General features: G+C 71.4%; 17 protein-coding genes. 7 read left to right on the top strand and 10 right to left on the bottom strand.

The annotated features are described in order from the left end of the window. Positions 1-44: 44 nt before the first annotated feature. Positions 45-1,064 carry a zinc-dependent alcohol dehydrogenase family protein gene (locus ACIQMX_RS22955; protein WP_402480633.1) on the bottom strand — a complete coding sequence of 340 codons (1,020 nt, stop codon included), beginning with the start codon at positions 1,062-1,064 and terminating at the stop codon, positions 45-47. Positions 1,065-1,166: 102 nt separating this feature from the next. On the opposite strand from ACIQMX_RS22955, the gene ACIQMX_RS22960 reads away from it, so the two are divergent. From ACIQMX_RS22960 to ACIQMX_RS22975, 4 genes are all read left to right on the top strand, one after another. After that, entirely contained in the window at positions 1,167-2,162 is a 996-nt protein-coding gene (locus ACIQMX_RS22960) for an AraC family transcriptional regulator (RefSeq protein WP_402480636.1), read from the top strand. Continuing rightward, on the top strand, positions 2,159-2,878 hold the full coding sequence (locus tag ACIQMX_RS22965) for a hypothetical protein (RefSeq protein ID WP_402480639.1): 720 nt from the start codon (positions 2,159-2,161) through the stop codon (positions 2,876-2,878). The genes ACIQMX_RS22960 and ACIQMX_RS22965 overlap by 4 nt, the downstream gene beginning before the upstream one ends. A 202-nt stretch (positions 2,879-3,080) precedes the next feature. Next, positions 3,081-3,800, top strand: coding sequence for a DsbA family oxidoreductase (locus ACIQMX_RS22970; protein WP_402480641.1), 720 nt, complete (start codon positions 3,081-3,083; stop codon positions 3,798-3,800). Between the two features lie 90 nt (positions 3,801-3,890). Continuing rightward, complete coding sequence (locus tag ACIQMX_RS22975; RefSeq protein ID WP_363075591.1) at positions 3,891-4,952, top strand: aminotransferase class V-fold PLP-dependent enzyme; 1,062 nt, start codon at positions 3,891-3,893, stop codon at positions 4,950-4,952. Between the two features lie 66 nt (positions 4,953-5,018). On the opposite strand, the gene ACIQMX_RS22980 is transcribed toward ACIQMX_RS22975, so the two are convergent. Next, positions 5,019-5,504 (bottom strand): MarR family winged helix-turn-helix transcriptional regulator, encoded by a 486-nt coding sequence (locus ACIQMX_RS22980; protein ID WP_363075589.1) that lies wholly within the window; start codon positions 5,502-5,504, stop codon positions 5,019-5,021. A gap of 170 nt (positions 5,505-5,674) precedes the next feature. Here ACIQMX_RS22980 and ACIQMX_RS22985 point away from each other — a divergent pair, with 170 nt between their 5' ends. Then, positions 5,675-6,745 (top strand): alkene reductase, encoded by a 1,071-nt coding sequence (locus ACIQMX_RS22985; protein WP_402480644.1) that lies wholly within the window; start codon positions 5,675-5,677, stop codon positions 6,743-6,745. Between the two features lie 206 nt (positions 6,746-6,951). Here the strand turns inward: ACIQMX_RS22985 and ACIQMX_RS22990 are convergent, their stop codons facing one another. From ACIQMX_RS22990 to ACIQMX_RS23010, 5 genes are all read right to left on the bottom strand, one after another. Continuing rightward, complete coding sequence (locus ACIQMX_RS22990) at positions 6,952-10,959, bottom strand: carboxypeptidase regulatory-like domain-containing protein (protein WP_402480646.1); 4,008 nt, start codon at positions 10,957-10,959, stop codon at positions 6,952-6,954. 1,147 nt (positions 10,960-12,106) lie between these two features. After that, positions 12,107-13,141, bottom strand: coding sequence for a LacI family DNA-binding transcriptional regulator (locus tag ACIQMX_RS22995; protein WP_363078801.1), 1,035 nt, complete (start codon positions 13,139-13,141; stop codon positions 12,107-12,109). A 41-nt stretch (positions 13,142-13,182) separates the two neighbouring features. Continuing rightward, positions 13,183-14,049, bottom strand: a complete 867-nt coding sequence (locus tag ACIQMX_RS23000) for a carbohydrate ABC transporter permease (RefSeq protein WP_363078799.1) — start codon at positions 14,047-14,049, stop codon at positions 13,183-13,185. Continuing rightward, positions 14,046-14,972, bottom strand: coding sequence for a sugar ABC transporter permease (locus tag ACIQMX_RS23005; RefSeq protein WP_363078797.1), 927 nt, complete (start codon positions 14,970-14,972; stop codon positions 14,046-14,048). The genes ACIQMX_RS23000 and ACIQMX_RS23005 overlap by 4 nt, the downstream gene beginning before the upstream one ends. Further along, entirely contained in the window at positions 14,969-16,291 is a 1,323-nt protein-coding gene (locus tag ACIQMX_RS23010) for an extracellular solute-binding protein (protein WP_402480648.1), read from the bottom strand. The genes ACIQMX_RS23005 and ACIQMX_RS23010 overlap by 4 nt, the downstream gene beginning before the upstream one ends. Before the next feature lie 180 nt (positions 16,292-16,471). Between ACIQMX_RS23010 and ACIQMX_RS23015 the strand changes: the two genes are divergently transcribed. Together ACIQMX_RS23015 and ACIQMX_RS23020 are read left to right on the top strand one after the other, a co-directional pair. After that, the gene (locus tag ACIQMX_RS23015; RefSeq protein ID WP_363078793.1) at positions 16,472-18,517 is read left to right on the top strand and encodes a beta-galactosidase; all 2,046 of its coding nucleotides are present in this window, start codon (positions 16,472-16,474) and stop codon (positions 18,515-18,517) included. A 58-nt stretch (positions 18,518-18,575) separates the two neighbouring features. After that, positions 18,576-20,144, top strand: coding sequence for an arabinogalactan endo-beta-1,4-galactanase (locus tag ACIQMX_RS23020; protein WP_402480651.1), 1,569 nt, complete (start codon positions 18,576-18,578; stop codon positions 20,142-20,144). 11 nt (positions 20,145-20,155) lie between these two features. On the opposite strand, the gene ACIQMX_RS23025 is transcribed toward ACIQMX_RS23020, so the two are convergent. The 3 genes from ACIQMX_RS23025 to ACIQMX_RS23035 form a co-directional block, all read right to left on the bottom strand. Next, positions 20,156-21,181, bottom strand: coding sequence for a VOC family protein (locus tag ACIQMX_RS23025; protein WP_363078789.1), 1,026 nt, complete (start codon positions 21,179-21,181; stop codon positions 20,156-20,158). 234 nt (positions 21,182-21,415) lie between these two features. Beyond that, positions 21,416-22,309, bottom strand: a complete 894-nt coding sequence (gene thpD / locus ACIQMX_RS23030) for an ectoine hydroxylase (protein WP_363078787.1) — start codon at positions 22,307-22,309, stop codon at positions 21,416-21,418. Positions 22,310-22,312: 3 nt separating this feature from the next. Beyond that, positions 22,313-22,711: an ectoine synthase gene (locus tag ACIQMX_RS23035; protein ID WP_219573115.1), complete on the bottom strand. Its 399-nt coding sequence runs from the start codon at positions 22,709-22,711 to the stop codon at positions 22,313-22,315. Between the last annotated feature and the right edge of the window lie 251 nt (positions 22,712-22,962).

A 22,962-nucleotide genomic window follows, 5' to 3' on the forward strand; every position in this document is an offset into this window, starting at 1 on the left:
GGAAGGGGCCACGTTCCGGGCCGGGTTCGTCGCCGTATGCGGATTCAGTGCCGGATCGTCACCACGATCTTGCCGGTGTGGGTGTTGGACTCCATCAGCCGGTGCGCGTCCGGCATCCTTTCCAGGCCGTCGAACGTGGCACCCACCACGGGTGCCAGCGCGCCGCTGCGCAGCCCTGATCCGATGAAGTGGGCGGCGCGGCGGCGGCCGGCCGGGTCGCCCGTCAGGCTGAGGTTGTTGTAACCGATCACCGTCAGGGGCCAGTTCATCGGCAGCACGCTCGGCCGCCCGTCCAGCCACCCGTACACGATCAGCGTCCCGTCGTGCGCCGCCGCCTCGCCCAACGCGGCCAGTCCCGGTCCGCCGATCGCGTCGAAGATCACCTCGGCGCCCCGGCCGCCGGTGATGCGCTGGACCTCCTTCACCACGTCCTCGTCGTCCGTCGTGATGACATGGGCGGCCCCGGCGTCCAGCAGTCGCTGCTTCTTCGCAGCCGTACGGGTGGTGGCGATCGGGATCGCCCCGATCAGCCCGGCCACCTGAAGCGCCGCCGTGCCGACCCCGCTCGACGCCCCGGTGACCAGCACATGGTCGCCGGAGCGCAGCCCGCCCTTCTCCAGCAGAGCGCCGTAGGCGGTGGAGTACGTCAGCCAGGCGGCGGCCGCGTTCACCGCGTCGACGCCTGCGGGCCGGGGGAGTACCTGCCCGGCCGGTACGACCACGCGCTCGGCGTAGAGGCCGTGCCCGCTCAGCTCCGCGTCCGTGGCGACCATCACGAGGTCGCCGGGCGCAGGCTCGGTCACCCCCGCGCCGACCGCTTCGACGACTCCGGCCGCCTCGTAGCCGTTGCGGGAGGCGGGCAGCGTCGGCGGGTAGAAGTACGTGCCCGCGCGGAAGAGTGCTTCGGCCCGGTTGAGGCCCAGCGCCTCGACCCGGAGGAGTACCTCGCCGGGTCCGGGTGCGGGCAGGGGTACTTCTTCGACGGTGAGGACGTCGGGACCGCCGGTGGTGTGGAAGAGAACGGCCTTGGTGCTGCCGGGTGTTGAAGTGCTCGTCTCGGTCATGACGCCCACCGTACGAAGCTCTTCGGAGACGATCCATATCCCAGAAGCGCTTCTTCATGCCCGATCGTCTTCCGCTGCCGGGTCCGTGGATAGGGTGACGGCATGGATGTCCTCAGCGACGTGATCACGGCCGTACGGGCAGGGCGCCCGCACTCGTCCCGCCGCAGCAAATACGCCCCCTGGGGCATGAGGTTTCCCGCGTCCGAGGGCGCCGGATTCCATGTGGTGCTCCAGGGTTCGGCCTGGCTGATCCCGCCGGGCGAGGCGCCCGCGGTGCGGCTGGGCGTCGGCGACGTGGTGTTCCTGGCCCATGGCCGCGGGCACGCACTGGCCGACGACCCCGGCACGCCCCTGGTCGACGTCTTCCCCGGCCCGGACGGCACCTGGCCGACGGCCGCCGACGAGCCTCCCCCCGACGCGTCGGCTCCGGTCACGCAACTGCTGTGCGGTGCTTACCAGTTGAACCGGGCGCGAGCGCATCCGCTGCTCTCGCATCTGCCCGACGTGGTTCACCTCCCGGCCGGGGTCGGTACCCAGTCGGCCCTGCGTGCGGCGATCGACCTGCTCGGCAGCGAGCTCCGGACCCCGCTGCCCGGCTCCGACGCCGTGATACCCGCACTGCTCGACACCCTGCTGCTGTACATTCTGCGCACCTGGTGGCTGGGCGAGCAGGCGTCGTCCCGTACCGGCGGGCACCCGGCGGGCTGGGCGGCTGCGCTGGCCGACCCGGCGGTGTCGGCGGCCCTGTCCGCCGTCCACGACGACCCGGCCCGCCCCTGGACCGTCGGAGAACTCGGAGCCCTGAGCGGTCTCTCCAGGGCGGCCTTCGCCCGCCGGTTCACCACCCTCGTCGGCGAACCGCCGCTGACCTATCTGACCTGGTGGCGGATGGCCACGGCGGGCCGGATGCTGCGGGCCGATGACGCACCCTTGCGTTCCGTCGCCCAACGATCCGGTTACGCATCGGAGTTCGCCTTCGCCAAGGCGTTCAAGCGCGAGTACGGAATGGCGCCCGGGCAGTACCGTCGCCAGACGGGCCGGCCCGGCGACGCGCAGCCCGGACCCGCGCCGGCACACCACGGTGGAGGCAGGACATGAGACGTATCGTGCGGGTCTTCTGGGGCCCCCGGAAGGAGACCCCCCAGGAGCTGGCGGGGCGCTGGAGGGCGATGCTGGACGCGCTGCCCGCGCTGCTTCCGGCGGCCTCCTCCGCGCCGGCGGGGCAGCCATGGACCTGGACCCGGTTCCACGTCTCCGGCCGCCCCACGGAGCTCCGGACCGGCGAGGCGGAGCTGGCGGCCGCGCTCCAGGCCGACCACGACTCCCCGCAGACCTCGGACGGGGCCGGTCTGCGTCTCGCGATCCGGGGTGAGCCGGGCTGGGAGGCCGGGGTCTCCGGGCGGGGCGGCGGGGAGTCGGAGTACGTGACGCAGGCGGTCGTGCTGACGATCGTCTGCCCGGACGGTGCCGAGGTCCCCGAAGCCGCGCTCCTCGCGCTGCTCGCGGACATCTGGCAGCCGGACTTCGGCGAGGCGACGGACGACGAGCTGCTCGACGCGCTGGAGGACCGGGCCGGCTTCGACTACACGCTCGACCATGTGAGCGCCGGCCGGCTCGCCTACCTCTCCCCGGGGCGTGCGTCGGCGGCTCCCGCCGGGGTGGGCGTGGCCCGCGAGGAACTGCGCGGGGCAGGCGTGCTCCTCGACATCGCGCCGCCGGGGGACATCGAGGCCGTCGTGGACGCCTATGTGCGCCTCCGCGACGCCGGTGCGCTGGATCCGCTGCCCCGGCCGATGGGCCGTACCGTCCTGTAGCCGGGTAGCCGGGTAGCCGGGTAGCCGGGTAGCCGGGTAGCCGGGTAGCCGGGTGGCCGGGCGGCGGGGTGGCCGGAACGATGCTCCGATGCGGGGCGCGGTCCCGGGAATGGCCGGGACCCCGATACGCGTTTCCCCCTGAGCGGAGGGTCCCTCCGTGCTGCGGGAGCAGCCGCACGAGAGCCTGGAGAGAAGAAGAGTCATGCGCGTCGAGATCTGGAGCGACATCGCCTGCCCGTGGTGCTACATCGGCAAGGCCCGGTTCGAGAAGGGCCTGGCAGGGTTCGCCCACCGCGACGAGGTCGAGGTGGTCCACCGCTCCTTCGAGCTCGACCCCGGGCGCGCCAAGGGCGACACCGCGCTGGTCATCGACATGCTGGCGCAGAAGTACGGGCGCACCCCCGAGGAAGCGCGCTCCATGGAGGCGAACGTCGCGGCCAACGCGCAGGCCGAAGGGCTCGGCTACCGTGCCGAGGGCCGTGACCACGGCAGCACCTTCGACATCCACCGGCTGCTGCACCTGGCCAAGGCCCGCGGCCTTCAGGACGAGCTGCTGAGCCTGGCCTACCGGGCGAACTTCGCCGAGGAGCGTTCCGTCTACGACGACGAGGTGCTGGTCGAACTGGCCGTCGAGGCAGGTCTCGACGCGGACGAGGCGCGCGCGGTGCTCGCCGATCCCAAGGCATACGCGGACGAGGTACGGGCCGACGAGCGGGAGGCGTCCGAGCTGGGCGCCAACGCGGTGCCGTTCTTCGTGCTGGACCGGCGCTACGGCATCTCCGGCGGCCAGCCCGCCGAGGTCTTCGCCCAGGCGCTGGAGCAGGCGTGGAAGGACCGCCCGCTGACCGTGGTCGGCGGGGACGCGGCCGCCTGCGACGCCGACGGGGCGTGCGAGGTTCCGCAGGGCGGCTCCACCGTCTGAGCCGGTGAGCCGCATCCATAAGGTTCGCTTGGATTGACCCCTTAACTCGTGGTGATTGACTATGAGTTAAGGGGGATTCAGGCTGGGCCCATGATGATCTCTTCGCTCAGCCGTGCGGTGGCCGCCGAGTTCGCGCCGGAGACCGCCTACCTCAACACCTCCTCCTGCGGGCTGCTGCCCCGCCGAACCGTCGACGCCGTGAAGGCGCTCGCCGAGGAGAACGCCACCGGCCGCAGGGCCGGCGCGGGCGACTTCGGTGCCGTGGACCGGGCGAGGGCCGGTTTCGCGCGGCTCGCCGGGGTCGACGCCGGCCGGGTCGCGGTCGGCAGTTCGGTCGCCGTCCATGTGGGACTGATCGCCTGTTCGCTGCCGGCCGGAGCCGAAGTCCTGGCGCCCGAGGGGGAGTTCAGCTCGGTCACCAGCCCGTTCGCGGTCCGTGGTGACCTCCGGATGCGGTACGTGCCGCTGGCCGAGCTGGCCGAAGCGGTGCGCCCCGGGACCGCGCTCGTCGCCTTCTCCTCGGTGCAGTCCGCCGACGGCCGGCTCGCCGCCCTGGACGCGGTACGGGCCGCGGCCGCCGCCCACGGGGCCCGGACACTGCTCGACGCCACCCAGTCCGCGGGCTGGCTGCCGCTGGACGCGGGGGCGTACGACTACACGGTCACCGGTGGCTTCAAGTTCCTGCTCTGCCCGCGGGGCACGTCGTTCCTCACGGTCACCGAGGACGCCCAGCGCTCGCTGCCGCCGGTCTTCGCGGGCTGGGTCGCGGCCGCGGAATCATGGAACAGCCTCTACGAACCGGTCGGGACGCTCGCCCCCGACGCCCGCCGCTACGACGAACCCCCCGCGTTCCTCCCGTACCACGGCGCCGAGCAGTCCCTCGCGCTGCTCGACGAGATCGGCATCGACGCCCTCCACGACCACGCCACCGGGCTCGCGGCCCGGTTCAGGGAAGGGCTGGAAGGGCTGGGCCACAAGCCGGTGCCGGGGTCCACGGCCGTCGTCGGCGCGCCCGGCCTCGGCGGCCGGGCCGCGGACCTGGAGCGTGCCGGGGTGATGGTGTCGGACCGGGCCGGCAACCTGCGGGCGGCCTTCCACCTCTACAACACCGAGGCCGACGTGGACCGGGCGCTGGACGTGCTCGGCGGCTGAGTCCGGCGTGTCCCGCTGAGTCCGTCAGCGGTTCCGGGGCGGTCCGTCGTCTCCCGGCGTGCGCCGTCAGCGGTTCTCCGGGCAGTCGGCCGTCTCCCGGCAGAGGTTCTCCTCGACGCGGGCCAGCAGCCTGGCCAGTTCCTTGCGTTCTCCGGTGTCCAGGCCCGCGAGGGTGTGCTCCTCCAGGCTCGTCCAGGCCCGTTCCACCTCGGAGAGCAGTGCGCAGCTGTTGTCGGTGGCCTCGACCAGGACGGCCCTGCGGTCGGCCGGGTCGGGGCTGCGGCGGACGTGTCCGGACTGCTCCAGGCGCTGGAGCATCTTGGTGACCGTGGAGGGGTCCAGGTCGACCGCCTTGATCACCTCGGACTGCCGGACCGCCCCCGCGTCCCAGAGGTACATCATCAGGAACTCCTGGCCGGGGTAGAGGCCGGCCCCTTTGAGCAGCTTGCCCGCCGCGATCCGGTGGAGCCGTGCGACCCGGGACACGGCATGGCTGACCGGGCCGCCGCGGGCGGCGCTGGGCAGCTCGGTACAGGCGGGATCGGAGGTCATCGGGGGCTCCTCTGGTGGTGCGGGGCGGCTTCGCGGCCGCCGGGCGCGGGGTTCCGCCAACTTTACCTTGGTCGGCCAAGTAATGAGCTACAGTGGCACGCGTCGCAGATGATTGGCCGACCACATAGTTTTGGTTGGCCGACCACATATCTCTTCTCTGGGGGCTCCTCATGACCACCGCATTCGACGCGTTCGACCTGGCCGGCACCCGGCTCGCCAACCGCATCGCGCTGGCGCCGATGACCCGAAGCCGGGCGGGAGAGGGCGGGGCGCCGGGCGAACTGGCCGCGGAGTACTACGCCCAGCGCGCCTCGGCCGGGCTCCTCATCACCGAGGGCATCCAGCCGTCGGCCGTCGGCCAGGGATACCCGAGCACCCCCGGGCTGCACAGCGCCGGGCAGATCGCCGCATGGCGCAAGGTCACCGACGCCGTGCACGCCCGGGGCGGCAGGATATTCGCGCAGGTCATGCACACCGGCCGCATCGGCCACCCGGTCCTGCTGCCCGACGGGCTCGTCCCCGTCGGCGCCTCCGCGGTCGCCGCCACCGGGCAGGTCTTCACCCACGAGGGCCCGAAGGACTTCGTCACCCCGCGCGAGCTGACCGACGCCGAGGTCCGGGCGACGATCGCCGACTTCGCGACCGCGGCACGCAACGCGGTGGACGCCGGCTTCGACGGGGTGGAGCTGCACGGCGCCAACGGATACCTGATCCACCAGTTCCTCGCGCCCAACTCCAACCTCCGCACCGACGCGTGGGGCGGCTCCGTGGAGGGCCGGATCCGGTTCGCCCTGGAGACCGTGCGCGCCGTCGCCGCCGAGATCGGTGCCGCCCGCACCGCGATCCGCCTCTCGCCCGGCAACGCGTACAACGACATCGACGAGCCCGCGCCCGAAGCCACGTACAGCGCGCTGGTACAGGCGATCGAGCCGCTCGGGCTCGCCTACCTCCACCTCGTCGAGGGCGCGGCCGGTGACCGTGGGCTGACCGAGTCCCTGCGCAAGCAGTTCAACGGCACCCTCGTCCTCAACCCGGCGAGCGAGGGCCCGACCGGACCCGAGGCGCTCGCCCTGATCGAGGAGGGAGTGGCCGACATCGTCTCGTACGGCGTGCTGTTCCTGGCCAACCCGGACCTGCCCGAGCGGCTGCGCGCGGGTGGTCCGTTCAACACGCCGGATGCCGCCACCTTCTACGGCGGCGACCACCGCGGGTACACGGACTACCCGGTTCTGGGAGCGTGAGGCCGGGCGGCAGGGACCCCGGGAAGGTACGGGTTCCGCTGCGCGCGCCCTCACCGCCGGACGGCTGACCCGTCACCCCGACGCGTCAGCCGTCCAGCGGTTCCTGCGGACTCGATGTCCCGGCGGGCCGGCGTGGACCGCCGGCTGCCGGTTCCGGCACCTCGGTGCGCGGCGGGCCCGGCCCGAGGGCGGGCCCGCCGCGGTCCCTAGGCCTTCTTCAGGGTGAAGTCGGTGGTCACCGTCCCCTTCCTGACGACCTTGACGGTGGCCACCGTCGGGGCGTAACCGTCCTTGGCGGCGATCACGGTGAGGGGGTTGTTGCGGGCGTCCAGCCAGAGTGAGTAGTGGCCGTCCTTGTCCGTGATCAGGGTGTACGAGGACGCCCATGAGTCGATCTGGACGGTCGCCCCCTTGAGGGGTGCCGCGGCGCCGGTGGCCGATTTGCCGAGCACCGTTCCGGTGATCTTGCCCCAGGTGTTCGGCGGGGCCACCGTCATGGTGACGGGGACCGGTGCCACCGGGTAGGGGGTGCTGGCCGAGATGCCGATCTGGGCCGTGAACTCACCGGGCTGGGTGATCTCCTCGACCGAGGCGTTCAACGCCACCGCGACCGAGACGGTGTCACCCGGGTGGAGTTTGACCTCCGAGGTGTCCAGCGACAGCCAGCTGACGTCCGAGCCACCGGCCTGGTCGTAGCCGGCCAGCAGTTCCACCGCGGTGGACGGGGAGCTGGGAGCGTCCGCCCCGCCGACCTTGTAGAAGCCGGGGGCACCGCCGCCGCGGTAGGTCGCCACGTCGGCGTTGGGCAGGGACGACCAGGTCCCGGCGTCCGGGTCGTAGGCGTACCCCGCATTGGTGAGGGCGCCGCCGCTGACACCGGAGGAGACCAGCAGCAGCCCGTTGGCCGACGTGTAGGACGAGGCCCACACGGTCTCCGGCATGTCCGGCAGGGCCGACCAGGCGTCGGCGGCGGGGTCGTAGGCGTACGCGGACTTCAGCTCGCCGGCACTGTTGGTACCGCCGGCGCAGTACAGCTGCCCGCTGATGCTGCCGCAGGATTCCCAGGCGACGTTCTCCGGGTAGTTGGCCGCGGTGGACCACGAGTCGTCCGACGGGTCGTACACCGTCACCGCGGTGGAGCCGCACGCGGTGGTGCAGCCGCCGACGGAGTACAGCTTGCCGTTCAGGACCGCGGAGCCCGCGCCCGCCAGCGGAGCCGGCGAGGAGGCGCCGGTCGTCCAGGTGTTGGAGGCGGGGTCGTAGATCTCCAGCTTGGCGTCCGGATCCCCGTCGGCGCCCCAGCCGCCGGCGATGTACAGCTTCCCGTTGATGAAGCCGCGGGCCGGCGCCTCCCGGGTGTCGGCCGCGTCGGCCAGCTTCGTCCAGCCGTCCGCCGCGTCGTAGGAGTACAGCGACCTGGTGTCGTCCGTACCGTCGTAGCCGAACGCCGAGTAGATCTTGCCGTCGTTCACGGCGACCGCGTTGTCCATGATGGCCTCGGGCAGATCGGCCACCGTCTGCCAGGCGTCACCGCCTTCGGCCGGAGAGGCCGTGGCACCGGCGGTTCTGCCGGCCTTCCGGCTCTTCGACGACAGGGGCGAGTAGGACCCCTTCTCGCTGATCAGCGGGGCGCCCGAAGCGGCCGGTGTGTAGGCGCCGCTCTTCTCCTCCAGCTTGACGGTGGCGTCGGCGCCACCGGTGTTCTTGATCGTGACGGTCCTGGTGGCCGCACCACCCCAGGCGAGCGGGGCGGTGACCGCGGCGGGAGTGACCTTCAGACGTCCCGCCTTGAGGGAGAAGTTCTTGGTCACGGTCGAGTCGGCGGCGAGGGTCACAGCCTTGGAGGCGCTGGTGTACTTGGCCTTCGCGGCCGTCACCGTCTGCTTGCCGACCGGAGCGAAGGCCCAGAAGAAGCCGTCACCGAGCGCCGCGTCGTCCGGGGTGGCGGCCGAGGTCGTGCTCACGGCGCCGTCGCCGGTACCGGTGAGCGTCCCGCCTGCGATGCCGGCACCGGTGTTGGCATCGGTGACCTGCCCGACGACAAGCCCGCCGGGAACGGCCGCCAGACCGCGGGAACCGATGAACACGTCATCGAGCTGCCACCACCAGCTGAACTTGCCGGTGAAGTGGAACCGCACCCGGACGTCGGACTCGCCGGCTTGGCCGGTGAGCGCGAGAGTGACCTTGGAGCCGGTGACGGCGGTGGTGTGCGAGGAGACCTTGGACCAGGTGGCGCCACCGTCCGAGCTCACCTCGACGTCGGCCTTCTGGCCGGAGTACGGCTTGTAGCTGGTCCGGTAGCTCAGCTCGGGCAGCTCCGTGTCCGAGAAGTCGAAGGACGGGCTGGTCAGTGTGGAGTCCTGGACCTTCCCGCTGCCCGCCTTGTCGCTGTCCACGATGGCGAAGGCGCCCTTGCCGCCGGTGGTGTTCGTCCGCTTGCCCGGGTCGTCGAACTCCCATCCGCCGGTGGTCCCCTCGGCGTTGTCGACGGTCCAGCCCTCGGGTGCCGATGTGGTCGAGTCGAAGGGCTCGGTGACGCCCTCGTCCGTGGCGGTGTACCCGGGCGCGGTGCCCGCCCAGACGTCCACCGGCAGGCTCACATTGGCGGAGACCGCCGAATCGCCCACGGTGATGTCCTTGGTGGCGCTCCGGTAGCCCGGGTAGTTGCTCGTGACCTTCAGGGTGTACGACTGGCCGGCCGGGAGGTCGAGCGCGTAGGCGCCGGTGGCCGGGTCGGTCTCGACGGGCGCGCCGGGCGCCCCTTCGACGCTGATGGCCGCGTAGAGCGGCCAGCCGTGGCCGGAGCCGTCGGTGACCTTGCCGGACACGGTCCGGGTCGGGACCGGGGTGAGCGCGAGGTTCCTGCTCACCGCGGCGCCGTCGGTGATTTCGACGCCGGGGAAGGTGGCCGTGGTGTAGCCGTAGGCGGCGACCTTCAGGTCGTAGGTGCCGGGCGGAAGAGTCAGCGAATAGCCGCCGTCCGCACCGGACGTGGCCCGGGAGTCGCCCGCGGTGATCTCCGCGCCCGCGAGGGGCTTGCCGGTGGCGGTGTCGGTGACGCCCCCGCTCAGCACGCCGTGCGGCCCGCTGCGGAAGGCCTGCACGCCGTTGGGCGTGCCGAGACCGGTCGGACCGTCCCAGCCCGCACCCGCACCGCACAGCTTGGCCGGGGTGCAGGAACCGTTGGTGCCGTCCACGACGTCGTTCAGACCGCTGCCGCCGGCCGCGTAGGGGTAGGCGGCCGGGTAGGAGCCCGCGGGCGGGGTGCCGGCGGCCGCGTACACACCGGCGATGATGGGCGAGGAGGCGCTGGTGCCGCCGTAGACGGCCCAGCCGTCCCCGCCGTAGGTCTGGTAGACCGAGACACCGGTCAACGGGTCGGCGACCGCGGCGACATCGGAGACGGCGCGCTTGCCGCAATCGGTGCTGACGCCCTCCTGCCAGGCCGGCCGGGCCTCGTAGAGCGAGCAGCCGGAGCCCGGTCCGCCGTAGCTGTTGAACCAGACCGATTCGGACCAGCCGCGGGCGGTGGAGGAGTCCTGCTCCAGGGCCGTGCCGCCCACGGAGGTCACGTACTGGGAGGCGGCGGGGTAGGAGACGCCGTACGCGCTGTCGCCCGAGGAGGCGACCACGGCGACGCCCGGGTGGTTGTAGTGGGCGTCGAATTCGGTGGTCTCCGCCGGGTCCTCACCACTGCCCGGAACGCTGGAGTAGCCCGTGCCGTAGGAGTTCGAGACGTACTTGGCGCCCTGCGCGACCGCCTGGTCCACGGCGGCGCCCATGTCCTCGAAACTGGCGGAGTCGGCTTCGACCAGGACGATCTTCGCGTACGGCGCGGCGGCCGAGACCATGTCCAGGTCGAGCGAGATCTCACCGGCCCAGCCGCTGTCGGCCGCCGGGTAGTCGGTGCCGCCGCGCTGGTCGACCTTCTTGAAGCAGCCGTTGTCCGTGGTGCAGGCCGGCAGCCCGTACTGCGCCCGGTAGACCGCGAGGTCCTCCTCGGCCGTCGGGCCGTCGTAGGCGTCGACGATGGCGATCGTCTGACCCGCCCCGCCGTCGGCCGGCAGGTTGTAGGCCCCCTGGAGCGCGGTGGCGCCCCACCCGTCCGGGGTGGCGGCGTCGGGCTGGACGCCCTTCCTGGCGCTCACGTCGGTGCGGCGCAGCGCGAAGCAGCGGACGTGGCCGGGCCCGGGATCGGCGCAGGAGGCCTCCACGGACGGTTTCGTGTTCGGGTCAGTACTCGCGGAAGCCGTCGCGGTCGCCGCCGGAGCGGTGAGTCCCAGTAATGCGATGGCTGAGGCGCCGGCCAGGGCGGTCAGCCCGGTCCAGGCGGATCTTGTCCGTCTGGCAGCCGGTCTGGATATGCCGGTGACAGTCAATTGCGTGTCTCCCATGTGATGCACGGGTCGACCACACGCTTTTCAGGTCGACGGCGAATGGTTTTCGCCGGTCACCACTTAGCCGGTATTTGGGAGGCATATGTCAATGATGCGATCGTTAATTGTTTATTTCTCGCGGGCCGAAGTAGATCATTTCGAGCGAATCGAGAGGAAAGAGGCGTCCGGTCGATTTCAGTGGTCTAGGCCTGAGGGACCCGCCGTTCGACTCGCGCGGTGGCGGGGTGTGCGGGGTTGGGGCGGAGTCGCCGAGGGCGAACCCATGTGCCACCAAGTCGCAATATTGCGGTCAGGAGTGACGGCCGGGTTGACCGGGTCGGGGCGACCGCGATCGGCGGCGTGCGTTCGGAGAGTAGTCCGAACTCGCCAGGTCGGGGGGTTCTGTTCCAGCCACATGATCATGGTTCATCGGGTCGGAGGTTCCGGTGTGGTGCCGGTGACCGGCGCGGTCGCTGCTGGGGGAATGATTTCGCGACTGGTTTCGGACATGATTTGTGTAGGCGGCACGGGTGTGGTGGATATCTGCTTGCGGATGTTAATGGAAAATTCTGCTCCGCTTTTGGGTTCCGTGTGACGGTTTGCCGATCGGGCGGAAAAGAGTCGAAGGTGGGAGCGGGTGGAATGTTTATCCGCGACGGTCCGGTGAAGATACCGAGGGGCCGGAAGGCCAAACCCCGCCCGAAGGGCTTCTGGGCGGAGGAGCGGAGGGAGGAGGAGGGGGTGCCCGGTTCGCAAGGCCGGGCCTCGCGGTCCCGCTCTCCCTGTGTCGTGCGGAGGGCCGCGTTCGCGTGACCGGGGCCCGCCTCGTCGCTTATTGGTTTAGACCACATCGCGGTACAGGCGGGGCGGCACCTTCGGGCGGTACCCGCAGGGCGGCACCTTCGGGCGGCACCGCCGGGGTGCGGCCGCGGCGTGGCCGCGGCCGTTTCGGCGGGCGGTGGTCACGGGCGCCGGGGCGCCCGCCTCACGCCGACTCGCGGCGGACGAGCTCGGTGGGCAGGATCACCGCGGCCGGGTCCTCCCCGCCGATCTGCGCCAGCAGCACCCGCACCATCTCGGAGCTGATCCGGTCCCACGGCTGACGGATCGTCGTCAGGGCCGGCCGGGAGGCGAGTGCCGCGGGGGAGTCGTCGAACCCGCCCACCGCGACGTCCTGCGGCACCCTGCGCCCGGCCTTCTCCAGGGCCGCGAGCACGCCCTGCGCCATCAGGTCCGAGGCGACGAACACGGCGTCCAGGTCGGGTGCCCGTTCCAGCAGCAGCGCGGCGGCCGCCTCGCCGCCCGCCCGGCTGTAGTCGCCCGGCACGATCAGCGCGTCGTCGGCGGGCAGCCCGCAGTCGGCCAGCATCTCGCGGTAGCCCGCCAGCCGCTCCACCCCGCCCGGGGTGTCCAGCGGGCCGCTGACCGTGCCGATCCGGCGGCGCCCCGACTCGTACAGGAAACGCACCATGTCCCGGGCGCCGTCACGGTCGTCGGCCGCCACATAGCTGACCTTCGACTTCTGCCCCAGCGGCTTCCCGCAGGCGACCAGGGGGACCCCGGCCTCGTGCAGCTGGGCGGCGACCGGGTCGCCCGAATGGCTGGAGACCAGCAGGACCCCGTCCACATGGCCGGCGATGTAGCGCATGTTCCGGCGCCGCTCGGCCTCCGTGCCCGCGATCATCAGCAGCAGCGGGATGTCGTGCGCGGCGAGCGCGCTCGTACAGCCGCGCAGCAGCACGTTGAAGTTCGGGTCCTCGAAGAACCGCTCCTGCGGCTCGGTGAGCAGGAACGCCACCGAGTCGGAGCGGCCCGTGATCAGCGACCTGGCATGCCGGTTCACCGTGTAACCGGTCTTGCGGATAGCGGAGTTGACCGCGTCCAGTGCGGCCGGGCTGACATTGTGACCGCCGTTCAGCACCCGGGAGACCGTGCCCCGGGAGACACCGGCCTCCCGCGCGACGTCATGGATCGTCGGCGGCCGGCGGCGTCCCGTTCCGGTCTGTTCTGTGCGGCTCATGGTGCGTGATCTTTCGTCAAGTGACGTCCTGGCGGGACCCGTCAGGACTTTACGGCCCCGGAGAGCAGGTCGAGGCTCCAGAACCGCTGGATGACCAGGAACAGGGCGATCAGCGGGACGATGGCCAGCAGCGCCCCCGTGATCACCAGCGTATAGAGGGCCGGAGTGTTGGAACCCTGCTGGAGGAGGGTGAAGAGACCCAGTGTGACCGGGAACTTCTCGTCGTCGCCGAGCATGATGTACGGCAGCAGGAAGTTGTTCCAGATCGCGACGAACTGGAAGAGGAAGACGGTCACCAGACCCGGCACCATCATCGGCAGCGCGATGGTCCGGAAGATCCGCCACTCCCCGCCGCCGTCCATCCGGCCGGCCTCGATCACGTCGCCGGGCACGGCGGCCGCCGCGTAGATCCGGGCGAGGTAGACCCCGTACGGGGAGAGGATCACCGGCAGCATCACCGACAGATAGGAGTCGGTCAGGTCGGCCTTCGCCATCAGCAGGTACTGCGGCACCGCCAGGATCACCGGCGGCATCAGCACCCCGGCCAGCAGGATGTTGAAGATGCTCTCCCTGCCGCGGAAGCGGTACACGGCCAGCGCGTACCCCGAGACGGCGGAGACGCCCGTGGACAGCAGCGCGCCCACCCCGGCGTAGAGCGCCGAATTGGCCATCCACTTCCAGTAGACGCCGTCCCGGTACGCCGACAGGTCGGCGACGTTGTCCGCGAAACCGGAGCCGGGCAGGAAGGTGAAGGTGGAGAAGAGCTCGCTGCCGGACTTGGTCGAGGCGACCAGGATCCAGGCCACGGGCAGCAGGCAGTAGAGCGCGCCGAGCAGCAGGGCGGCGGTGGGGACGAGGGCGAACCGGCGGGGGGCCGCGGCCGGGGGCCTCAGGTGCGGCGTGGTCACTGGGAGGCTCCCTGCTTCGTACGGGAGTTGGCCGCCTTGAGGAAGCCGAAGGACAGGGCCAGGGTGGCGACGGCGATGATGACCGCCTGGGCGGCCGCCGCGTAGATGTCGTTGTTGACGAAGGCGTCCTGGTAGACCTTCATCAGCGGACTCCAGGTCGTGGAAAGGGAGTTGGTGAGCGGCTTCAGGGTCGTCGGCTCGTTGAACACCTGGAGGGTCGCGATGATCGAGAAGAAGAAGGTCAGCACCAGGGACGGCGCCACCATCGGGATCTTGATCCGGAGCGCGATCTGCAGCTGCGAGCAGCCGTCGAGCCGGGCCGCCTCGAAGATCTCGGCGGGGATCGCCCGCAGCGAGGTGTAGATCACGATCATGTTGAAGCCGGTGCCGCCCCAGACCGCGATGTTGGCGAGCGCGAGGTAGAGCGGTCCGCCGTCGAGCAGATCGGGCTGCGGCAGGCCCGCCTTGTCCAGCAGGAAGTAGAACGGGCTGACGTCGGGCAGATAGAGGAAGCCCCACATCAGGGCGGCGACGACGCCGGGGATCGCGTACGGGAGGAAGATCGCCAGCCTGGTGAAGCCGCGCAGCCGGAGCCGTTCGGTGTCCAGGAGCAGGGCGAAGAGCAGGGCCAGGCCCAGCATCACGGGGACGACGATCACGCCGTAGCCGAGGATGCGCAACGCGCCGTGGAGCAGCTCCGAGTCGGAGAGCGCGTCGGTGTAGTTGGCGAACCCGGCCCAGATCTCCCGGCGGGCGCCCTTGCCGAGCCCCAGCCCGCTGACCTCGGTCCGGCGGAAGCTGAGGTAGAGCGCGTAGCCGATGGGCAGGGCGAAGAAGAGCAGGAACAGCACGGTGGCGGGGATCAGGAAGGCGTACGGGGCGCTCTTGACCCCGTACGGCTTCCGGCGGCGTGCGCGTGTCACTCGGAGACTCCGAAGCCCTGCTTCTTCAGGTCGGCGACGGTGGCGTCCTGCATCGCGGTCAGCGCCGGCGCGAAGTCGGACCTGCTCTTGGCGGCCTTGGCGAAGTTGTCCTTGAAGGCGGTGTACGCGACGTTCACGTTCGGGCCCCAGGCGGCCGGGGCGGTGCCCTGGGCGATCTTCGCGGCCTCGGTGTAGAAGTCCGGCTGGTTGGCGAAGTAGGCCGGCGGCTTCGCGAGCGCGCCGCCGGTCTGGGCGGCCGTGGCGGCGGGGTAGATCCCGCTCTCCTTGACGAGTGCGGCGAGCGCGGCGGGGTCGGTGTTCAGCCACTTCGCGAAGGCCGCCGCGGCCTCCTTGTGCTTCGAGTCGTTGGTGACCGCGGTCGAGGAGCCGCCCCAGCTGCCGGTGGCACTCTCGCCGGACTTCCACTGGGGGAGCGGGGCCATGGCCCACTTGCCCGCGGTGTCGGGGGCGGCGGTGGTCAGGGTGCCCGGCGCCCAGACCGCGCTGACCCAGGCGATCTGCTTGCCGGTGTCGAGCGCCTTGTTCCAGGCAGGGGTGTACATCGGCTGGTTGTCGATGGCGCCCTCCTTGACCAGGCCGCCCCAGAAGTCCGCGACCTTCCGCGTGGCCGGGTCGTCGATCGCGACCTTCCACTGGTCGCCGGAGGTGGTCCACCACTGGGCGCCGGCCTGCTGGGCGAGGCCCGCGAAGAGACCGGAGTCGTTGGAGGAGAACGTGGTGAGGTCCTTGTCCGGTGCCTTCTTCTTCAGCGCCCGGGCGGTCTCGGCGAACTCGTCCCAGGTGGCGGGCACGGACAGCCCGTACTGCTTGAACAGGTCCTGGCGGTAGTAGAACATCAGCGGGCCGGAGTCCTGCGGCAGCGCGTACAGGGCGTCCGAGCCCAGCGTCGCCTGCTGCCAGACACCGTCGGCGAACTTCTCCTGGGCGTCGCCCGCCTCCTTGGATATGTCGGCCAGCACGTCGTTGGAGACCAGGGTGGGGAGCGCCTGGTACTCGGCCTGCACCAGGTCGGGGGCCTTGTGGGCCTTCGCCGCAGTGATGATCTTGGTGACCAGGTCGTCGCCCGAGGCCTGCTTCTTCACCGTGACCGTGATGCCGGCCTTCTTGCCCTCGCCCTTGTTCCAGATGTCCGCGACCTTGTCCAGGCCGGGGGCCCAGGCCCAGTAGGTGAGCGATGCGGGGCCGGAGGCGGCCGGGCCGTCGCCGCTGCCGTCGTCGTCCGACGAGCCGCAGCCCGTGAGCAGTGCGGTGGCGGCGAGCGCGGCGGCCGTGGACGCCGCGACGATGCGGTACTTCATGGAGGTCTCCCCTGACGAGAAGCGAGGGTGCAGCGCTGATGTGCGCTGTGAGCGTTCACAGTAGAGAAACGAAACCGACACTTGTCAATGGTTGATGCTGTGCGGTTATGTTGGGCCTGCGCCACCGAGAGTGTGTGTGCACGTTCCCAGAAGTTGTACCAAAGAGCCCAGGAGACGCCCATGCCGCACACCCCTCGCGCGACTGCCCCGCAGGGTCTGCACCAGCTGGCCTTCGGCGGCGACTACAACCCCGAGCAGTGGCCCGAGGAGGTCTGGCACGAGGACATGCGCCTCATGCGGGAGGCCGGCGTCACCATGGTCAGCGTCGGGATCTTCTCCTGGGCCCTGCTGGAACCCGAGCCCGGTACGTACGACTTCGGCTGGCTCGACCGCCTCCTGGACCTGCTGCACGCCAACGGCATCCGCGCCGACCTCGGCACCCCCACCGTCGCCCCGCCCGCCTGGTTCTACCGCGCCCACCCCGAGGCCCTGCCCGTCAGCAGGGACGGGGTCCGGTACGCCTTCGGATCACGCGGCGCGATCTGCCACAGCAACCCCGACTACCGGGCCGCCGCCGCGAACATCACCGAACAGCTCGCCCGCAGGTACGGCAGCCACCCGGCCCTCGCCCTGTGGCACGTCCACAACGAGTACGGCGTCCCGGTCAGCGCCTGCTACTGCGACAGCTGCGCCGCCCACTTCCGCCGCTGGCTCGCCGCCCGCCACGGATCCGTCGAGGCCGTCAACGAGGCCTGGGGCACCGCCTTCTGGGGCCAGCGCTACCGCGGCCTCGACGAGATCGACCCGCCCCGCACCACGCCCACCGTCGGCAACCCCGCCCAGCAGCTCGACTACGCCCGCTTCGCCGACACCACCATGCGCGAGAACTTCTGCGCCGAACGGGACATCCTGCACCGGCTCGCCCCCGGCATCCCCGTCACCACCAACTTCATGACCGCGCTCAGCCAGTGCGACTCGGTGGACTACTGGGCCTGGGGCCGAGAGGTCGACCTCGTCACGAACGACCACTACCTGATCACCGACGGCCGCCGCACCCACGTCAACCTCGCCATGGCCGCCGACCTGACCCGCTCGGTCGCGGGCGGCGCCCCCTGGCTGCTCCTGGAGCACTCCGCCGGCGGCGTCAACTGGCAGCCCCGCAACCCCGCCAAGCGGCCCGGCGAGATGGCCCGCAACAGCCTCGCCCACGTCGCCCGCGGTTCCGAGGGCGCGATGTTCTTCCAGTGGCGCCAGTCCCTGCGGGGCGCGGAGAAGTTCCACTCGGCGATGGTCCCGCACGCCGGCACGGACTCCCGGATCTGGCGCGAGGTCTCCCGGCTCGGCGCCGGCCTCGGACTGCTGAACGGGATCCGCACCACCCGGACCGTCCCCGACGTCGCCATGATCTGGGACTGGCAGTCCTGGTGGGCGCAGTCCCTGGAGTGGCGCCCGAGCCAGGACCACGACGCCCGCGAGCGCGCCGACGCCTTCTACGCCTCGCTCTTCGACCGGCACCTCACCGTCGACTTCGCCCACCCCGACGCCGACCTGTCCGGCTACCCGCTGGTCGTCGTCCCGGCCCTCTACCTCGCCACCGAGGAGTCCGGCCGCAACCTCCGGCGGTACGTGGAGGGCGGCGGCACCCTCGTCGTCTCGTACTTCTCCGGCATCGTGGACGCCCACGACGCCGTGCACCCCGGACCGTACCCGGGCGCGCTCAGGGACGTCCTGGGGCTGACGGTCGAGGAGTTCTCCCCGCTCGCCGAGGGCGGCACGGTCCGCCTGATCACACCCGAGGGCGCGCCCGGGGGCCCGGCGCTGACCGGTGACCTCTGGTCGGACGTGGTGATCCCGCGCGGCGCCGAGACCATGTGGTCCTACGCCGACGGCATCCCGGCCGGCCGGCCCGCCGTCACCCGGCACCGTCTCGGCGAGGGCAGCGCCTGGTACGTCTCCACCCGGCTGACCGGCGCCGACCTGGACGCCGTCCTCGACCGGGCCTGCGAGGACGCCCGCATCGCGCCCCGCACCGGCCTCCCGTACGACGTCGAGGTCGTCACCCGCACCGGCGACGCCGGCACCTACCTCTTCGTCATCAACCACACCGGGGACGAGGCCAAGGTGCCGCTCGACGCCCCCGGTACCGAACTCCTCACCGGAGAACCGGCCACGGGCCACCTCGCCGTCCCGGCGGGCGCCGTCCGTGTGGTCCGCCTCGACGGCTGAGGACGCACGACCGCATTTCCCCAGGCAACGCCCGCGCACGGTCGAAGGGACATCGACGATGTACGGAACGACGCACGGCAAGAAGCGAGCGGGGGTGCCGGTGGCCGCGCTCTCCGGCCTTCTGCTGGCAGCGCTCCCCGCGCTCCCCGCACACGCGGCCACCGCCGCCGCCACCCCCGCCAACACCGGATTCGAGTCCGGCGCCACCGGCTGGTCGACCTACTCGGCCGCCGGGCAGAACGCCGCCTCCTTCACCGAGGCCGGCGGCCACAGCGGCAGCACCCGGCTCAGCCACTGGTCCGCGTCCGCGTACAAGGTGGAGACGTACCAGTACCTCACCGGCCTCACCGACGGCACGTACACCCTCAGCGCCTGGGTCAGATCGGGCGGCGGCCAGAACTCCGCCTACGTCGCCCTGCGCAACTGCGGCAGCGCCGAACAGCGCACCGACCTGCCGCCCACCGCGAACGGAGGCTGGATCCGCCTCGTCACCTCGGTCAGGGTCACCGGCGGCTCCTGCACGATCAGCCTGAACTCGGACGCCCACGCCGGGGAGTGGGCCAACTTCGACGACATCGCCTTCACCCCGGGCGCCACCGGGCTCACCGTGAAGGGCGGTGACCTCTCCACCCTCCCGAAGAACGAGGCCCACGGCGCCGTCTACCGCAGCGCGAGCGGCACGACCGGCGACGCGATGAGCCTCCTGAAGTCGGCCGGGATGAACTACGTCCGCCTCAAGGTGTGGGTGAACCCGGCCGACGGGTACAACGACAAGGCCCATGTCCTGGCCATGGCCAAGCGCGCCAAGGCCCTCGGCATGAAGACCCTCGTCGACTTCCACTACTCCGACGCCTGGGCCGACCCCGGCAAGCAGAACAAGCCCGCCGCCTGGTCGGGCCACGGCTACGAGCAGCTGCGGACGGACGTCTACCAGCACACGTACGACGTGCTGAGCGCGCTCAAGGCCCAGGGCACCACGGCCGACATGGTCCAGATAGGCAACGAGACCAACGCCGGAATGCTCTGGCCCGAGGGCTCCACCGACCACTGGTCCCAGCTCGCCGGACTCCTCACCTCCGGCGCGAACGCGGCGAAGGCCGTCTCCTCCGGTACGAAGGTGGCCCTGCACCTCGCCAAGGGCGGCGACAACGCCGGCACCCGCTGGTGGTTCGACAACGCCGTCGCGTACGGCGTGCCGTTCGACGTCATCGCGCTCTCGTACTACGGCTACTGGCACGGGCCGCTCGACGACCTCCAGACCAACCTCGACGACGCCGCCGCCCGGTACGGAAAGCCGGTCCTGGTCGCCGAGACGGCCTACGCGCACACCCTGGCCGACGCCGACGGCCTGGAGAACAACATCGCCACCGCGGACCAGCTCGTCAGCGGCTACCCGGCGACCCCGGCGGGCCAGGCGGCCAACCTCCGCGACGTGATGAACGTCGTCGAGGCGGTCCCCGGCGGCCGGGGCCTGGGCGCCGTCTACTGGGAGCCGGCCTGGACCGCCGTCAGCGGCAGCGGCTGGGACCCGGCCGACCCCGCCTCCGGCAACGCCTGGGAGAACCAGGCGCTGTTCGGCTACGACGCGAAGCTGCTCCCGGCAGCGGCCTGGTTCGCCCACCGGTAGGGCCCGGGCGACTACGGCTGCGGGGTCTCCTCCAAGGGGGCCCCGTGCCACGTCCACGACGTCACGCGCTCGCGGCCCGGCAGATCCGCACGGCCGGTGGACCAGAGCAGGACGGTCCACCGGTCCTCGTCGTCCGGGGCGTCGGGGAAGAGCCGTCCCAGCACCCGGTCGCACAGATCGGCGGGCGGCGTCCAGGTGACGCCGAGGCCCTCGGCGACGTCGTGGGCGTGGACGAGGGTCTCCACGACGCCCATCGCGGCGAAACCCTCCGGGTCCGAGACGCCGTGGGAGTGGTGGGAACGGACATCGGGCGAGGCCGTCCGCACCATCGCGGACAGCAGTGCGCCGCTCGCCTCCAGGGTCTGGAGCAGGCCGGCGGTGCCCGCCTCCGGGTCCGCGAAGACCGCGTTCCAGGGGCCGCCCTCACGCTCCGGGGCCCACCGGTAGGGAACCTCGGTCTCCAACGACGGCCTGCGCGGGCCGAGCTGGACGGCGTACGCGAAGAGGTCGTCGCTCAGATGCTCCACGGTCTCCCAGCAGTCCCAGGTGAGCGTGCCCGCGGGAATGCGCCAGTCCCCGGCCTGCGAGCCGGCGAGCGTGTCCACCGCCAGGGTGACCGCCGACGTCACGTCGTCCGCGGTGACCGGCAGCCTCTTCCCGGCCAGCCGGGCCCGCTCGCGCGCACTGCACTCCACACAGAACTCGTTGCCCTCCGGATCGGCCAGGGTCACCCAGCCCCGTCCGTCCGGCCTGCGGCGGTCCGCGACCAGCGTGGCGCCGAGGCCGAGCAGCCGCTCGACCTCCTCGTCACGGGTGCGGTCGTCCGGCTGGACGTCGAAGTGGATGCGGTTCTTGATGCTCTTCGGCTCGGGCACGGTGACGAAAAGAAGGGCGGCGGTGGGGGTCCGCACGAGCGCCTCGGGGTCTCCGGGGAAGTCGTCGTCGGCGAGGGAGGAATCCAGCACCTGGGCCCAGAACGTGCCGAGCTTGTACGCGTCGGCGCAGTCGATGGTGACGTGGTGTACGTGTGAAGTCATGGGGTCACTGTCGCCGCCGCGCCCTGCCGAGGTCCAGCGAGTTGAGACCCCGGCACGTCCTTGCCGAACGCCTCCGTGCCGGCAGAACCCTTGCGCACGACCGGGTGCCGGCCCGCAGCCCCGGTCTCCCTGTCGCAGACGGTGCCCGAAACCCGCAGGGCGCGGGGCGCGGGACACACGCCGACGGGGCGGGACGCAGTGCTGCGTCCCGCCCCGGCCACGGTTCGTACGGCCCTACTTCACCGGCGTGAAGTCGCGCGCCCCGATGAACTCCGGGCGGCGGACCGGAGCCGCGAACGGTTCCTGGGCCGCGTTCTCCACGCTGTTGAAGACGATGAAGACGTTGCTGCGCGCGTACGGGGTGATGTTGTCGCCCGACCCGTGCATCGCGTTGCAGTCGAACCAGGTCGCCGAACCGGCCTTGCCCGTGAAGAGCCTGATGCCGTGCCGGTCGGCCATCTTCGTCAGCGCCTCGTCGGACGGGGTGCCGGCGTCCTGCATCTGCAGGGACTTCTTGTAGTTGTCCTTCGGCGTCTCGCCCGCGCAGCCGAGGAACGACTTGTGCGAACCGGGCATGATCATCAGCCCGCCGTTCGTGTCGTAGTTCTCGGTCAGCGCGATCGACACGGACACGGTCCGCATGTTCGGCAGACCGTCCTCGGCGTGCCAGGTCTCGAAGTCCGAGTGCCAGTAGAAGCCCGAAGCCCCGAAGCCCGGCTTCACGTTGATCCTCGACTGGTGGACGTACACGTCCGAGCCGAGGATCTGACGGGCCCGGCCCACCACGCGCTCGTCGCCGACGAGCCGGGCGAAGACCTCGCTGAGCCGGTGGACCTCGAAGACCGACCGTACGGAGTCCGACTTCGGCTCGATGATCGAGCGCTCGTCGGCCCGCACCGCCGGATCGGCGATCAGCCGTTCCAGCTCGGCGTGGTAGCCGGCCACCTCGTCCGGGGTGATCAGCTGGTCGACGGTGAGGAAACCGTCGCGCTCGAAGCCCTGGAGCTCCTTGGCGGCGACCGGACCCGGTGCGCCCGGCGCGGACCAGATGACCGGGTCCTGGCGGGGAGTGGTCATCTCGGCGGCGCCGCGCGAGGGGTACAGGTCGGCGCGTACTTCGGTGGTCATGGTTCAGCCCTCCTCGGTCAGCAGCGGGTAGACACCGTTCTCGTCGTGGTCCTCCCGTCCGGTGACGGGGGGATTGAAGACGCAGACGCAGCGGAAGTCCGTCTTCGGGCGGAGCGTGTGGTGCTCGTGCCCGTTCAGCAGGTACATCGTGCCGGGCGAGATCCAGTGCTTCTCGCCGGTCTCGTCGTTGGTGAGTTCGGCCTCGCCCTCGGTGCACAGGACGGCCTCGATGTGGTTGGCGTACCACATCGACGTCTCCGTGCCGGCGTACAGCACGGTTTCGTGGAGCGAGAAGCCGACCTTCTCCTTGGCGAGCACGATGCGCTTGCTCTCCCAGGTTCCGGAGGCGGACTTCACATGCCGGTCGGTGTTCTCGATGTCACTGAACGATCGGACGATCACGGTGGGTCGGTGCCTTTCTCTCTGCAACGGTGATTCTCGGTGGGGCCGCTCGGGGCGGCCCCGGGGCGGAGGCGGGGGGGGGGGGGGGGGGCCGCCCCCCCCCCACCCCCCCCCCCCCCCCCCCCCCCCCCCACCCCCACCCCCCCCCCCCCCCACCCCGCCCCCCCCCCCCCCCCCCCCCACCCCACCCCCCCCCCCCCCCCCCCCCCCCCCCCCCCCCCCCCCCAAAAAAAACCCGCCCACCAAAACAA

The sequence above is a fragment of the Streptomyces sp. NPDC091416 genome, from assembly GCF_044756845.1.
Lineage (GTDB): Bacteria > Actinomycetota > Actinomycetes > Streptomycetales > Streptomycetaceae > Streptomyces.